12 protein-coding genes are annotated in these 14,306 nt (G+C 52.8%); 2 read left to right on the forward strand and 10 right to left on the reverse strand.

What is annotated here, in order from left to right; translation table 11 throughout:
- Positions 1 to 129: 129 nt before the first annotated feature.
- Genes NYE54_RS31100 through ftsE form a run of 3 tightly spaced genes read right to left on the reverse strand, consistent with a single transcriptional unit; the run spans position 130 to position 3,010 of the window.
- Entirely contained in the window at positions 130 to 1,398 is a 1,269-nt protein-coding gene (locus NYE54_RS31100) for a peptidoglycan DD-metalloendopeptidase family protein (RefSeq protein WP_339268424.1), read from the reverse strand.
- Positions 1,399 to 1,425: 27 nt separating this feature from the next.
- Positions 1,426 to 2,334 carry a permease-like cell division protein FtsX gene (gene ftsX, locus NYE54_RS31105; RefSeq protein WP_076324041.1) on the reverse strand — a complete coding sequence of 303 codons (909 nt, stop codon included), beginning with the start codon at positions 2,332 to 2,334 and terminating at the stop codon, positions 1,426 to 1,428.
- Positions 2,324 to 3,010: a cell division ATP-binding protein FtsE gene (gene ftsE / locus NYE54_RS31110; RefSeq protein WP_076324040.1), complete on the reverse strand. Its 687-nt coding sequence runs from the start codon at positions 3,008 to 3,010 to the stop codon at positions 2,324 to 2,326. Before ftsE ends, ftsX begins: the two co-directional genes overlap by 11 nt.
- 206 nt (positions 3,011 to 3,216) lie before the next feature.
- Between ftsE and NYE54_RS31115 the strand changes: the two genes are divergently transcribed.
- The gene (locus NYE54_RS31115; RefSeq protein ID WP_339268426.1) at positions 3,217 to 4,653 is read left to right on the forward strand and encodes a VanW family protein; all 1,437 of its coding nucleotides are present in this window, start codon (positions 3,217 to 3,219) and stop codon (positions 4,651 to 4,653) included.
- Between the two features lie 185 nt (positions 4,654 to 4,838).
- Here NYE54_RS31115 and NYE54_RS31120 read toward each other — a convergent pair whose 3' ends face one another.
- A complete protein-coding gene (locus tag NYE54_RS31120) occupies positions 4,839 to 5,567 on the reverse strand; it encodes a polymer-forming cytoskeletal protein (protein ID WP_339268428.1) in 729 nt (242 codons plus the stop codon).
- 328 nt (positions 5,568 to 5,895) lie between these two features.
- Here NYE54_RS31120 and NYE54_RS31125 point away from each other — a divergent pair, with 328 nt between their 5' ends.
- On the forward strand, positions 5,896 to 6,669 hold the full coding sequence (locus NYE54_RS31125) for an alpha/beta hydrolase family protein (RefSeq protein ID WP_339268429.1): 774 nt from the start codon (positions 5,896 to 5,898) through the stop codon (positions 6,667 to 6,669).
- A gap of 144 nt (positions 6,670 to 6,813) precedes the next feature.
- Here NYE54_RS31125 and argH read toward each other — a convergent pair whose 3' ends face one another.
- The 6 genes from argH to argJ all read right to left on the reverse strand — a co-directional run bounded on the left by argH (position 6,814) and on the right by argJ (position 14,294).
- Positions 6,814 to 8,229 (reverse strand): argininosuccinate lyase, encoded by a 1,416-nt coding sequence (gene argH, locus NYE54_RS31130; RefSeq protein ID WP_339268431.1) that lies wholly within the window; start codon positions 8,227 to 8,229, stop codon positions 6,814 to 6,816.
- 130 nt (positions 8,230 to 8,359) lie between these two features.
- Entirely contained in the window at positions 8,360 to 9,592 is a 1,233-nt protein-coding gene (locus NYE54_RS31135; protein ID WP_076324035.1) for an argininosuccinate synthase, read from the reverse strand.
- A gap of 106 nt (positions 9,593 to 9,698) precedes the next feature.
- On the reverse strand, positions 9,699 to 10,655 hold the full coding sequence (gene argF, locus NYE54_RS31140) for an ornithine carbamoyltransferase (protein WP_339268433.1): 957 nt from the start codon (positions 10,653 to 10,655) through the stop codon (positions 9,699 to 9,701).
- Positions 10,656 to 10,713: 58 nt separating this feature from the next.
- Positions 10,714 to 11,934, reverse strand: coding sequence for an acetylornithine transaminase (locus NYE54_RS31145; RefSeq protein WP_339268435.1), 1,221 nt, complete (start codon positions 11,932 to 11,934; stop codon positions 10,714 to 10,716).
- Positions 11,935 to 12,199: 265 nt separating this feature from the next.
- A complete protein-coding gene (argB, locus tag NYE54_RS31150) occupies positions 12,200 to 13,036 on the reverse strand; it encodes an acetylglutamate kinase (protein WP_339268437.1) in 837 nt (278 codons plus the stop codon).
- 31 nt (positions 13,037 to 13,067) lie between these two features.
- Entirely contained in the window at positions 13,068 to 14,294 is a 1,227-nt protein-coding gene (gene argJ, locus NYE54_RS31155) for a bifunctional glutamate N-acetyltransferase/amino-acid acetyltransferase ArgJ (protein ID WP_076324031.1), read from the reverse strand.
- Positions 14,295 to 14,306 lie beyond the last annotated feature (12 nt).

Raw genomic sequence — 14,306 nt, forward strand, 5'->3', positions numbered from 1 at the left:
GTACTTCACCGCCTTTGTACGTTTCAACTGCTACACATGGGGAATCCCGTCCACCTAGTATATGATTGGCTTGCCGGGAATATTTATACAGCGGTCTGAAGGTTATATGGTATAAGTCCTAAAAGTTTGTTACAGATAAGGCGAAGGATTGACCGGCGATCCATTGATCCGAACCTCAAAATGAAGATGCGGTCCTGTGCTCTGACCCGTGGAACCCACTTCGGCAATCTTCTGCCCTCTAGACACCTTGTCGCCTTCGCTGACTTTAATCCCGCCATTGCGGATATGTCCATACAAGGTCCATACGCCGCCCCCATGATCAACAATAACACAGTTTCCGTAACCGCTCCACCACTCGGCCAATATGACCGTGCCGCTCTCAGCTGCCCGGATCTCAGTCCCCTGTGGTACCGCGAAATCCTGGCCTGTATGCATCTTGCCAGCCTGGCCCGTTACCGGATGAACTCGAGGCCCATAACCCGATGAAAGTCTGGCACCGGAAACTGGGATCGCGAATGGTCCGCCGTTACCTGTGTATCCGCCGCCACCTTTACTTCCACCGAGGGTGGTCGCCTTGGCTCTTTTCGCCGCAGCCGCTTTGGCAGCCGCTGCTTTACGGGCAGCTTCCTCAGCCGCAAGCTTATTCTTTTCCTTCTGCAGATCCGAACGTTTGCTTGCTAAGGCAACCAACATTTTATCCTGCTCTTCGGTCAAGATTTCCGCATCTTCGATATCCTGATCATACTGGGCCAGTAGTACGCGCTTCTCCTGTTCCTTCTCGTTCAGGATACTCTTGCGGTCCTCCATTTGGCCATACAGGTCCTTGGCGGTTGCATACTGTCCTTCAAGCTCCTTCTTCTTGTCGATGACAAGCAGCTTGTCCTGCTTATGCTCCACCAGCAAATCCTGGTCCTGGTTAACGATCGTCTTCAAAGAATCCGCACGCTCAATAAAATCGCTGAAGCTGGTCGAGGAGAGCAGCACATCCAAATAAGATACTTGCCCATCCATATAGATGAGGCGAATCCGGGATTCCAACAGCTTCTCACGGGAGGCGATACGCTCCTCCGCCGCTTCAAGTTCTTTGGTTGTTTTTCTCAGCAGATCCTCTGTCTCCTCGATCTTCATGGAGATTTTGGTCAATTCATTGCTGACGATGCTGATCTGCTCCATCACATATTTCAAATTCTTCGTTGTTTTTTTCTTGTAATGCTGAGCTTCTTGTTTATTTTCCGCTGCTTTGTTCTTCTGTGCCCGTGCTTTCTTGACCTGCTCCTGAAGCACGCTCAGCTCTCGATCTACATCGGCTGAAGTCTTCTTCTCGGCTTGTCCGACGGTCGGTTGGATCATAACAGTGGCCAGTAATAAGGCTGCTACTCCTGCGGCGATTTTCTTCAAGTTTCGCTCCCCATCCTTTACCTTGTTTTATACTTTCAAAAATTTACGTATCGACATGGTGCTGCCCCAGATGCCAATGACCATTCCCAGCCCAACGATAATGATGCCGAGCTGCAGCCACAAATCTCCCAGCGGGATTAAGCTCTTTGCCAGCGTCAGATCGGTTTGCGACGCAGCGTACAGACGATTGTAGCCTACAAACAACAGCGTGACCGTCACAATGGAGCCCATCAGGCCGATCATGGCACCTTCCACGAAAAACGGCCAGCGAATGAAGTTGTTGGTCGCGCCGACAAGCTTCATAATGCCGATCTCGCGGCGACGGGCCAAAATAGTAACTCGAATGGTGTTCGAGATCAGGAACATAGACATCAAACCGAGTCCCGCTACGAAAATAAAGCCGATATTCCGCACCGTCTTCGTAATCTTGAACAGAGTTTCGACCGTGCCTTCCCCATACTTGACTCGCAGGATCGGCTCCTCCGTATACTTCTGGTTCAGAGCGGTAATCTTGTCGGCAACAAAACCGACCGTGGTCGGTTCAATAACGGAAACCTCGAATGCATCAGGAAGCGGATTCTGGTCCGCCTCGCTGAAGCCTTCCACCCATTCGGAGCCCAGGCTTTCTTCAAGCTCCTTCATGCCCTCTTCCTTGGACACGAACTTGATGCCGCCGACCTCCGGCATTGCCTCGATTTCACTCTTGATGGTTTCGCGCAGCTTCTTATCCACATTGAGATTTAAGTACGTATTGATTTGCACATTGCTATCTGCTTTATCGGCTAAAGCGTTAACATTCATGACTAATAGCATGAAAACGCCCAGTATAAACAAAGACACTACGATGGAAGTAACCGATGCCACCGACATCCATCCATTCCGGAAAACGCTCTTCGCCCCTTCCCGCAAGTGCCGCAAGAAGGTTCTAAAATTCATACCCGTAATCTCCTCTCTGCTGGTCACGGACGATCTGTCCATGCTCAATCGCAAGAACGCGTTTACGCATGGTGTTCACGATATCCCTGTTGTGGGTAGCCATTACGATGGTGGTTCCCCTGAAATTGATTTCATCCAGCAGCTGCATGATGCCCCACGAGGTTTCCGGATCCAGGTTACCTGTAGGCTCGTCCGCAATAATGACGGAGGGGTTATTCACAATCGCTCTGGCGATTGCGATCCGCTGCTGCTCACCCCCGGAGAGTTGGGAAGGTTCGCGGTTCGCCTTGGCTCTCAGGCCCACAAGCTCCAGCACCTCCATGACCCGTCTCTTGATGAGACGCTGCGGCGCTTCAATAACCTCCATGGCAAAAGCTACATTTTCGTAAGCAGTCAGCTTGGGCAGCAGACGATAGTCCTGAAAAATAACCCCGATATTTCGGCGAACATAGGGAATTTTGCGCTGCTTCAGCTTCCCGATATTAAATCCATTAACAGAAATTTGCCCCTTCGTAGGCACTTCTTCTCTATAGATAAGTTTCATAAACGTCGATTTGCCAGCACCTGACGGTCCGACAACATAGACGAATTCATTTCGATTGATTTTGACGGAAACTCCTTGAAGCGCATGAGCGCCGTTCGGATAAGTCTTCCATACGTCCTGCATTTCGATCACTTCATCACTTCCCAATCCTTAATTAGCCATTATACTTTTCGACAGTTTCCATCGAATTCCTTTAAAATCCATGAAAAATCCTCACGACATCGTCTATTGTAACAAATTTGTTACCTTTTGAGTACCCGAAAGTTTAAGCCCACCGTGACATATACATGAAAAAGTGCATGAACTGCGGCCAATACGAAGTTAAGAAGGTGGTTCGAATGAAAAAAATTCATCTTGGTCTCATCATTGTCATCAGTTTCGGTCTTCTCCTCTCCGTCGGCTTCGGTCTATTGACGATGTACGTGAACCAGAAGGAACTCCCGAAGGGGGTCGTTCTCTCCGGTTGGCAGGTAGGCGGTACACCCGCAGACGAGGTGCTGTCAGAGCTGGATCAACGGCTGCAGGCGATGACAGCATTGAAGGTGGAGCTGCAATCGGACACTCTGAAAGGGCACACGGAAAGCTTCACTCTCCGGGAAGCCGGAGTTCAATTCAGCGCTGCCGATTTTCGGGAAGCTATCGCCAGGTTGTCCGAAGGATCATTATGGGATCAGGTTCTTTACCGGCGTAACTTTCAGCTGGAGTGGCATATATCCACGGACTGGGATCGCAATGTGTTAAAAGAGCGGTTGAGCGAAGACTGGCAAAAGGAACGCTTTGGCGAACCCGTCAATGCGGTGCGGAGCATATCCGAAGATGACGTTGTCCGGTACACCCCGGAGAAAACGGCATACCGCATCGATTGGCCGGCATTCTATGAAGGGTTCGGCGCTGCGCTTCCGAATGAGTCCCACTTCACCGAGCCGAAATTCGATGAGATCATTACGGTCCAACTGCCTGTCATCCGTCAAAAGCCCCCCGTTACCGTAAAATCGCTGCAGGATGAGGGGATTGAGCGCAAAATCGTCGAATTCTCTACGAGTCTCGGATCCAGCGGGCCTGGACGCGTTCATAACGTGACTGCCGCTGCCAAAGCCGTAGACGGCATGATTCTGAAGCCCGGCGATGAATTCAATTATGCTCATATTATTGATGCTGCGAAGAAGGAGTACGGCTTTGAAGAAGCCCCCGTTATCGTGAACGGCAGGCTGGTTCCCGGGATCGGCGGCGGGATCTGCCAGGTATCCAGCACAGTCTATCATGCCGCTTTGCTCGTCGGGCTGGAAATCACCGAACGGCGCAATCATTCCCTTCCGGTCAGCTACCTGCCCAAGGGGCAGGATGCCACCTTTGCTGAAGGGGTGATCAATTTTCGCTTTCGGAACAATACAGGCAAGCATCTGCTTATTTTATCGGAGGTATCGCACGATAATTTAACACTAAAGATGTTCGGCACCTTCCCGGAAAATACGGAATATGAGCTTGTGTCCACCACCGTTGAAACCTTGCCGTCACCAGAGAAAATCATTCACAATAACTCGCTTCCTCCAGGACTCAAGCAGGTGGTTCAGAACGGGAAGCCAGGCTATGTGGTTGAAACCTACCGAGCCAAGAAAGTAAACGGCAAAGTTGTGGAGAAAGTCAAAATATCCAAGGATACCTACCGCCCCCAGAACAGCATCGTTGCCATTAATCCGACGAACGATGTCCAACTGCCTGAAGCGAATGATACCCCGAAAGAGGAAGTGGTTGAGGACGGTATCAGTGCCCCGTAAACCTGAAGACAGCATGGAACAGCCCGGATTCGCGATAGAACCGCGAATCCGGGCTGTTTGCCTTGCCGTTATTTCAATGTAATGTATCGCCTTTATAGCAGCTCTCGTATTCACCAGACGGATATCCTCGCCTTCAATCAGCTCGGCATTCAGATGTCCCATCCGGAAGGGCATCGTTGTTATCCTTAAAACTGCCGAGATGCTCTGACCTCGGCTTCCGGATGCTGTGACAGTTCATCTCTGTACTCCACTTGCCGAATCTCGCACCCTTTGCCTAAGATCACCCGGTTACCGCGGACGATATCGGCTTCAACATACTCGAGATCAAGGACATCGCCTTCAATAATACGAGCCTCCAGCCGTGTTCCCCGTAAAGGCAAGGACAGCATTTCCCAGAGCCGCTTCCCTTTTTTGCGGACCGTTATCCGGTCTCCAACGATTTCCTGTGCAAGGCAGCGGCCCAATACTCGGATATCCGCTGTTCCAACATGCAGGCGGCCATCGATCTTAAATCCCCCTTGCAACGTGGCGGATTCACTCCGCACGTCACCACGGCTTCTCAGGTTTCCGGTGACCTCAAGTTTTTTCGATTCGGAATCTCCGTGAATGCTGCAATGCCCCCCGATAAAGATGGAGCGACAGCGCAATCCATCCTTCAAACTCAAACTGCCGGCTACATGCAGCTCCTCAGACTCCACAGCCCCCTTAATGGTTCCCGATCCGTTCACGCGAATCGTACGGGCAGCTATGGCGCCACTAACACTCATATTTCCATTACCTATTAATTCTCGGCAATCCAGATCTCCATTCACCTGCCCGGCACCGTCAATGCGCACCTTATCGTATTGGCCGCCGCTTGAACTTCCGGTTCCCGTAATCTTCAGATCGGACAGCTTGTCGTCATGTGGTATCATGAGTATCCTCCTCCAGATTTACAAAGTAATCACTATCTATATCTTTACTTCTTCATCACAACAGTTATTTCTACAATAAATGTCCGTCCTCCACCAGGTGGAGTCATAATCTCCCTCTAAGATACCACACCTCCGCTATTCATAGAACAGCCCGTTGGCTGAACTTCACCTCGGTCCCAAGACCGAGGCGTTCTCAGGCACTTTATCTCGTCTTTGCCTGCAAATGATGGTTCGGGTTTGCTTGGAGCAAGGGAGATTGATTGTGATATGATTCAAATAGGCTCGTCATTGATCTCTCATTTATTAAAGTGAAAGGGGATACATCATCATGGCTCTTATGCAATGTCGCTTTTACTCGGAGGTACTGGGTCTCAGTACGTCCATGACCGTCATTCTCCCTCAGCAAACCTCTTCGCAGATCGGTATGACCAATCATGCCAAAAGCGGTCTGCATCCGACGCTCTTCCTGCTGCACGGCCTGTCCGACGACGATTCCATCTGGCTGCGCAGAACCTCCATTGAACGCTATGTGGCCGAGATGGGCATTGCCGTCGTGATGCCGCAAGTTCACCGCAGCTTCTATACCGACATGGAATACGGTGGCAAATATTGGACCTTCATCAGTCAGGAGCTGCCGGCCATTGCCCGTTCCTTCTTCCCGTTATCCCCCGCGAGGGAAGATAACTTCGTCGCCGGCTTGTCCATGGGCGGATACGGGGCATTCAAGCTGGCGCTCCGCTGCCCGGAATCCTTTGCCGCGGCTGCCAGTTTGTCGGGCGCTCTCGATATGGCGGGTCATATCCGGAGGAATGAGGCCTTGTTTGAACATCAATTAGTCTACGGAGATCAAGATATTACCGGTACCGACAACGACTTGCTGTGGCTGCTACAGGAAGTCGAACGATCCGAAGGGCCTAAGCCGCTGCTGTATCAATGCTGCGGAACCGAAGACTTCCTCTATGAAGACAATCAAGCGTTCCGAAAAGCCTGCGAAGAAACCTCCCTCGAACTCATCTATCAGGAAGGTCCAGGCAATCATGATTGGGGATATTGGGATACCCACATTCAGGATGTGCTGAAGTGGCTACCGTTGAAGGCCTGATAAACCTATAGACACACCATGACATGCCAGCGGTTCGTTTTCGGTTCTATGAGGTGCGTTTCTGATATCTTAAAAAAGGTGGATCAGCAAACTTATCGTTTGCCGATCCACCTCTATTTTTTTCACGCCAAGTATTCTATGCCGTTACTCTACATTCCCTTGACGGAGACCCAGCCATTCCTCCGTGACCTGAAGGGTCTGCACGCTGCGATCAATGGCCGCCTTCACTTGCTCGGTTGCCGTGCCGCCGTATACGTTACGCGCATTGACCACCGTCTCCGGTTGAAGGACGCCATAAATGGAGTCGTCGAACAGCTCCGAGAACTGCTTGAATTCGTCCAGCGTCAGGTCCAGCAAATACTTGCTGTTCTGGATACAGTACAATACAGTCTTGCCGATCACTTCGTGCGCCTGACGGAAAGGAAGTCCTTTGCCCACCAGGAAGTCCGCGATGTCGGTTGCGTTGGAGAAGTCGGTATTCACCGCTTCGCGCATGCGGCCTTTGTTGACCTTCATCGTGGCGATCATCGGCGCGAACAGCTGCAATGCGCCTTCCAGCGTAGCCACCGTATCGAACATGCCCTCTTTATCTTCCTGCATATCCTTGTTATAAGCAAGCGGCAGGGACTTCAGCACGGTGAGAAGACCCATTAAATTGCCGTATACCCGTCCGGTTTTGCCGCGAACAAGCTCAGGCACATCCGGATTCTTCTTCTGCGGCATAATGCTGCTGCCCGTGCAGAACGCATCATCCAGCTCGATGAAATTGAACTCCGTGCTGCTCCAAAGCACCAGCTCCTCGCTTAAGCGGGACAAGTGCATCATGATGATGGAAGCATCCGAGAGGAATTCCAGGATGAAGTCCCGGTCGCTGACCGCATCCAGACTGTTCTCGTAAACACCATCAAACCCAAGCTGCTCTGCCACGAAATGGCGGTCGATCGGGAACGTTGTACCCGCAAGCGCGCCTGCCCCGAGCGGCAACACGTTAATACGCTTATAGCTGTCGATCAGACGGTCGATATCCCGCTGAAACATGGACACGTAAGCCATCAGATGATGTGCGAACAGAATGGGCTGTGCACGCTGCAGATGCGTATACCCTGGAATAATCGTATCCAGGTTATCCCTGGCTTGTCCGATCAATGCGGTTTGCAGCTCATGCAGCATGCCAGTCAGCGCCACTACGCGGTTACGTAAATACAGATGCATGTCCGTAGCCACTTGATCGTTACGGCTGCGGCCTGTGTGGAGCTTGCCGCCGACAGGTCCGATTTCCTCAATCAGATTCTTCTCGATGTTCATATGAATATCCTCATCCGATACGGAGAACTCGATGCTGCCCTCACGGATGCGCTCCAACACCTTGTTCAAGCCAGCCTTGATCGTCTCCACGTCTTCGGCCGGCACGATGCCGCATTTGCCCAGCATGGACACATGCGCAAGGCTTCCCTGGATATCCTCTTCGGCCAACTGCTTGTCAAAACCGATGGATGCCGTATATTCCTCTACCAATGCGTTGGTCTGCTTCGTAAAGCGTCCGCCCCATAACTTGCTCACAACACTTGCCCCTCTCTGTTTAAGGCAGAGGGCCGCTTCCCGCTTAAGAAGTCCCTTTCATCCCGGTTACGCGAGAATCAGTGGAGCTCCCTAGCATGAAACGGCCTTCAGCCTGTTCATTATTGTAAACTTATTGATTCTGGTTCACGCCGGTTGCCACTTTCAAACGCAGTGCATTCAAGCGGATAAAGCCGGTGGCATCGCCCTGATCATAAGCTTGCGTCGGATCGGCTTCCATCGTTGCGATATCCGGGTTGTACAGACTGACCGGACTCTTCACACCTGCGCCGATAATGTTGCCTTTGTACAGCTTCACGCGCACCGTACCGGATACGTTCTTCTGGCTCTCCGTTACCAGCGCTTGCAGTGCCAGACGCTCCGGCGCAAACCAGAAACCGTTATAAACCAAGGTACTATAGCGGGTAATCAGGCTGTCGCGCAGATTCATCACTTCACGGTCCATCGTGATGGATTCCATTTTGCGATGAGCGGTGAACAGGATGGTTCCGCCTGGAGTCTCATAGACGCCGCGGCTCTTCATGCCAACGAAACGGTTCTCTACCATATCCACGCGACCGATGCCGTGTTTGCCACCCAGCTCGTTGAGCTTCTCCATTACTTGCAGCGGACTCATCGATTCGCCGTTCAGCGCAACAACATTCCCTTGTTCAAACGTAAGCTCGAGGTATTCCGCCTCGTCTGGTGCATCCTCAGGCGATACGCTGAGCAGGTACATATCCTTGCTATCCTCTGCACTTGCATCGAACCAAGGATCTTCCAGCACACCGCTCTCATAACTGATATGGAGCAGGTTGCGGTCCATGGAGTAGGATTTGGCAGCCGATGCCGTTACCGGAATGCCGTGCGCTTCCGCGTATGCGATCATCTCCGCACGTCCCGGGAAGGAGTTACGGAACTCCTCGATGCGCCAAGGAGCGATTACTTCAATGTCCGGTGCCAAGCCGGCAACACCCAGCTCAAAGCGAACCTGATCGTTCCCTTTACCCGTAGCGCCGTGCGCAATCGCCGTCGCGCCTTCCGCACGTGCGATATCCACCATGCGTTTAGCAATCAATGGACGCGCGATGCTGGTCCCGAGCAGGTACTGCCCTTCGTACATGGCACCCGCCTGGAACATCGGATAGATGAAATCTGTTGCAAATTCGTCGCGCAGATCGTCGATGTATACTTTGGAGGCGCCTGTCGCCAGCGCTTTTTCCTCAAGTCCGTCCAGCTCTTCCTTCTGGCCGATATCGGCCGTGAAAGCAATGATCTCCGCATCGTAGGTTTCTTTCAGCCACTTCAGAATAACGGACGTATCCAGGCCACCGGAATACGCCAGTACGATTTTTTGTTTTGCCATGGTTAAACTCCCTCTCTTTGTTACTAACAACCCTGTCGTTCATTATACTAAAGATAACGTCCATTAACGCATTTTCATAGAGAATGTTCGTTGCAATTGAATGACTCTAAGCCATCAAAGCAACCATCAAAGCCTTCTGGGCATGGAGACGGTTCTCAGCCTGATCGAAAATAACGGAATTAGCACCGTCGATCACGCCTTCGCTAACCTCTTCGCCACGGTGGGCAGGGAGACAATGCAGGAACAGGTAATCCGGCTTCGCCGCCTTCACCAGCTCCTCATTCACCTGGTAGTCCGCAAAAGCGGCTTCCCGCTGTGCCTGCTCCTCTTCAAAGCCCATGCTTGCCCATACATCCGTATAGATCACGTCCGCATCCTTCGCGGCTTCGATCGGGTCTTGGGTGATCGTGATTTTGCCGCCCGTTTGCGCTGCGATCTCCTCGCTCAGCTTCACGATGCTGGCATCCGCCTCGTAGCCCTTGGGACTGGCCACAGCCACATGCATGCCCATCTTGGCTCCGCCAATCAGGAGTGAATGCGCCATATTGTTGCCATCGCCGATAAAGGCCATTTTGAGGCCTTTTAGCTTGCCTTTGTGCTCCAGCACGGTCTGCAAATCAGCCAGTACCTGACATGGATGCGCCATGTCGCTCAGGCCGTTGATAACCGGAATGGAGGCATATTTCGCCAGGTTGACTACGTTGTCGTGCCCGAAAGTACGGATCATCAAGCCGTCCAGATAACGGGACATCACCTGCGCCGTATCGCTGATCGGCTCGCCGCGTCCGAGCTGAATATCGTTTTTGCTTAAAAAGAGTGCATGTCCGCCCAGCTGGAACATGCCAGCCTCGAACGACACCCGCGTCCGCGTGGACGACTTCTCAAAAATCAAACCAATCGTCTTGCCCTTCAGCGGCTGATAGACTTCGCCGTTCTTCTGCTTGCGCTTGATCTCAATTGCCGAATCGAGCAAGAACTGAATCTCTTCCGTCGAGTATTCGTCCAGCTCGATCATATCCCGCCCTTTCAGGCTCAATTCCTTCACTTGTCCGCTTGCGGCCATATCCTTCAGTCCTCCTTAACCATGCTGTTATTGTCCAAAATGCTGCTGCACGATTCTTCTATGCTTGGCTAACCGCCGTATGCTCATGTATAAGTTCCGTAACAATCGATACCGCCTGGTCGATCTCTTGTTTTGTGACGTACAGATTCGGAAGCAGCCGGATCACATTCGGTCCTGCCGTTACGAACAGCAGCCCGCGGCTCTGTCCTTTCAGTACCAGCTCGCCAACCGGTTCAGCGCATTCGATGCCGATCAGCAAGCCTTTACCCCGGATCGCCTTCACAAAAGGATGACTGCCCAGGCTCTCATTCAGCTTGGTCATCGAATATTCTCCAGCTTCGGCCGCGCGCTGCGGCACGTTGTCCTCGAGCATTGTCTCGATGGTGGCCTGGATGACGGCGCTCGCAATCGGCGTGCCGCCAAACGTCGTCGCATGGCTTCCTGCCGTGAAGGCTTCGCGCAAGTAAGCTTTGCCCAGCATCGCGCCAACCGGGAACCCGGAACCGAGCCCTTTGGCCACGGTGAAAATGTCCGGCTCGATGCCGTAATGTTCGTGCGCAAACAGCTTGCCGGTCCGGCCCATGCCTGTCTGCACCTCGTCGACGATTAGCAGTAGTCCGTGCTTCTTGCACAGCCCTGTGACGGCTTGCAGGAACTCCGGCTCCACCGGATGCACGCCGCCCTCCGCCTGCACCATTTCGATCATGATGGCGGCGGTGTTGTCGTTAATGGCCGCTTCCAGTGCCGGAAGGTCATGCAGCGGAACGCTTTTGAAGCCTGCCGGAAGCGGAAGGAAGCCTTCCTTTACCTTATCCTGGCCGGTTGCCGTCAGCGTAGCCAACGTCCGTCCATGGAAGGACTGCGTAAACGTAATGACCTCGTACCGTCCCGTTCCCTTCACCTTCTGATGGTAGCGGCGCGCCAGCTTAATGGCCGCTTCGTTCGCTTCCGCTCCGCTGTTGCAGAAAAAAACGGCGTCAGCGCAGGTGTTGGCTGTCAGCAGCTCAGCTGCTTTTTCCTGACCGGGAATGTGGAACAGGTTCGAGACATGCCACAATTCATCCAGCTGGGCTTTCAGCTTCTCTTTTACTTTCACCGGAGCATGGCCAAGATTCGTTACCGCCAAACCCGCCATAAAATCAAGATATTTGTTGCCTTGATCGTCCCATAACCAGCTGCCTTCCCCTTTGACCAAGGCGATTGGATATCTGGCATACGTTTGGAACAATGAGCTTTCATTCGCTGCTTTAACACCGCCTGCTGCTGTTTCTTTTCCCATGACCTTCACACACTCCTTTGCATATGGCATCGCTTCATGTTTCAGGTTTGAAACGTCTGCGATAAGAGACATCTACTATGCTTACCCAGCACTGCGAATTCGGATCATTCTTCCGATCCCTGTTGCCCACAGAATTTTATTGAATGATATAAGTTAGGATAAATTCCGTGGACAAAGGGGCCCACTTCGCTTCTACGGAATGATTCCGCCTTCTCCGTTGAAGTTTTTCGGTTTGAATATCAAGCCGTAACCTGTTCATTCCTTATTACATCCGCACGATGCGCGTTCCCAGCACTTCTCCACCAAGCACTCGGCTCAGTACATTCGGTTCGCTTCCGTCCACGATGACGACTTCGCTCACTTTGCCGTGAATGCAGCTGATGGCCGCTCTGACCTTCGGTATCATGCCGCCGTAGACTTCGCCTGTCCCGATCATGTCCTCAATCTCCTGCACCGTCACGGTCGGAAGCACCCGCTTCTCGCCGCCTGCTCCCTTCATGATCCCGGGTACGTCGGTGACAACGATCATCCGGTGTACCCCCAGATGGGAGGCAACGGCACCAGCCGCTGTATCGGCATTAATATTGTAGCGCTGACCGGATGGATCCACCCCGATCGGTGCAACCACAGGCATATAGCCCATTTCCAGCACGCCGCTCAGAATCGACGACTTCACAAATGTCACATCGCCGACCCAGCCAACCTCCGCGTGGTTCGTCACCGGTTTGGCCTCAATCAGTCCGCCGTCCGAGCCGGACAAGCCGATGGCAGAGCCGCCCACGCTTTGAATCCGCCTTACGATCTGTTTATTGATGGTACCCGCAAGGACCATCTCCACGACGTCCAGCACATCCTCCGTCGTCTTGCGCAGCCCGTTCACAAACTCGGTCTCAATGCCGAGTTTCTCCAGATTGCCGGAGATCGCAGGTCCGCCGCCATGAACGATAACGGGGTTGACTCCCTTTTGCTGCAGATCCTTCAAATCCTCGAAGAAGCTGTCAGGAAGCGCAGCGAGCGTGCTGCCGCCGCATTTCATAACAAACGCATCTGCACCTGCTGTTTGGACCGGCAACGTATCCTTTTGATCGATCGTGCTCTTCATATCCGTCTCCTCCGTCCTACTGATTATTTATCTACGTACGATAAGCCGCATTAATGCGGACATAGTCATAAGTTAAATCACAGCCCCAGGCCGTAGCCGAGCCATTTCCGATATGCAGCTTCACGTCAATATCCACGGTATCACCCTGGAGGTAAACCAGAGCCGCATCCTCGTCAAAAGCAACGGGCCTTGACTGCTCCAGCACCGAAATTGGACCGATGGCAATATCCACCGTCTCCGGATTGACCGGACGGCCCGCACGGCCGACAGCCGCAATAATGCGTCCCCAGTTAGCATCTGCGCCGAACACCGCAGATTTGACCAGGCTGGAACCAATGATCGTCTTGGCGATGGCTTGCGCGTCATCGTCGCTTTCGGCGCCGTTCACGCGAACTTCGATCAGGCGGGAAGCTCCCTCTCCGTCACGTGCAATCGCCTTCGCCAGCTGCTGGCATACATAATGGAAGCCGGCTGCAAATGCATCCCAATCCGGATGCTCCGGCGATAGCACGTCATGCCCTGCCAGGCCGCTGGCCATCGCAACCAGCATATCGTTGGTGCTTGTATCCCCATCCACCGTAATCATATTAAAGGTCAGGTTGGTCGTTTGGCGCAGCAGCAGCTGCAGCGCTTCCTGACCAATGACCGCATCCGTCGTCATGAATCCGAGCATGGTCGCCATGTTCGGATGAATCATCCCCGACCCCTTCGCCGTTCCGGCGATAGTCACCTTCGTACCGTTAACTTGTACGGTGACGCAGGCTTCCTTTTTCACGAGATCGGTTGTCAAAATCGCCTGGCTGAAGCTTTCAGCCCCCTCGCTTCCGCCGCTGAGTCGTGCAGGCAGGCCGGTGATACCCGAGGAAACGCGGTCCATCTTCAGCAGTTCCCCGATGACTCCCGTTGAGGCGACAGCCACATCGTTCTCTTCCAGACCGAATTGTGCAGCCGTGCTAGCTCGCATCGTATAAGCATCCTCTTCACCCTGCTTACCTGTACAGGCATTGGCATTCCCGCTATTGACGACGATCGCGCGAAGCTTGCCGTCCTGCAGGCTTTCACGCGTCACCTTCAGTGGTGCCGCTTGAATGAGGTTTGTCGTATATACAGCAGCCGCCACAGCAGGCACGTCACATACGATGACGCCCAGATCATTACGATCGGTCTTCTTAAGTCCACAGTGGAGTCCAGCAGCTTTAAAGCCTTGCGGCGTTATGATGCTGCCCCCATCAATAATCGCAAACATATTCTCTCCCATGTCTGTATCCCC

It is taken from the genome of Paenibacillus sp. FSL K6-1330 (assembly GCF_037976825.1).
Classification (GTDB): Bacteria; Bacillota; Bacilli; order Paenibacillales; family Paenibacillaceae; genus Paenibacillus_AQ.

Coding starts and splice junctions, on each gene's coding strand:
- ftsX (WP_076324041.1), bottom strand. CDS start 2,334: ATGAATTTTAGAACCTTCTTGCGGCACTTGCGGGAAGGGGCGAAGAGC.
- NYE54_RS31115 (WP_339268426.1), top strand. CDS start 3,217: ATGAAAAAAATTCATCTTGGTCTCATCATTGTCATCAGTTTCGGTCTT.
- NYE54_RS31120 (WP_339268428.1), bottom strand. CDS start 5,567: ATGATACCACATGACGACAAGCTGTCCGATCTGAAGATTACGGGAACC.
- NYE54_RS31125 (WP_339268429.1), top strand. CDS start 5,896: ATGGCTCTTATGCAATGTCGCTTTTACTCGGAGGTACTGGGTCTCAGT.
- NYE54_RS31135 (WP_076324035.1), bottom strand. CDS start 9,592: ATGGCAAAACAAAAAATCGTACTGGCGTATTCCGGTGGCCTGGATACG.
- argF (WP_339268433.1), bottom strand. CDS start 10,655: ATGGCCGCAAGCGGACAAGTGAAGGAATTGAGCCTGAAAGGGCGGGAT.
- NYE54_RS31145 (WP_339268435.1), bottom strand. CDS start 11,934: ATGGGAAAAGAAACAGCAGCAGGCGGTGTTAAAGCAGCGAATGAAAGC.
- argB (WP_339268437.1), bottom strand. CDS start 13,036: ATGAAGAGCACGATCGATCAAAAGGATACGTTGCCGGTCCAAACAGCA.
- argJ (WP_076324031.1), bottom strand. CDS start 14,294: ATGGGAGAGAATATGTTTGCGATTATTGATGGGGGCAGCATCATAACG.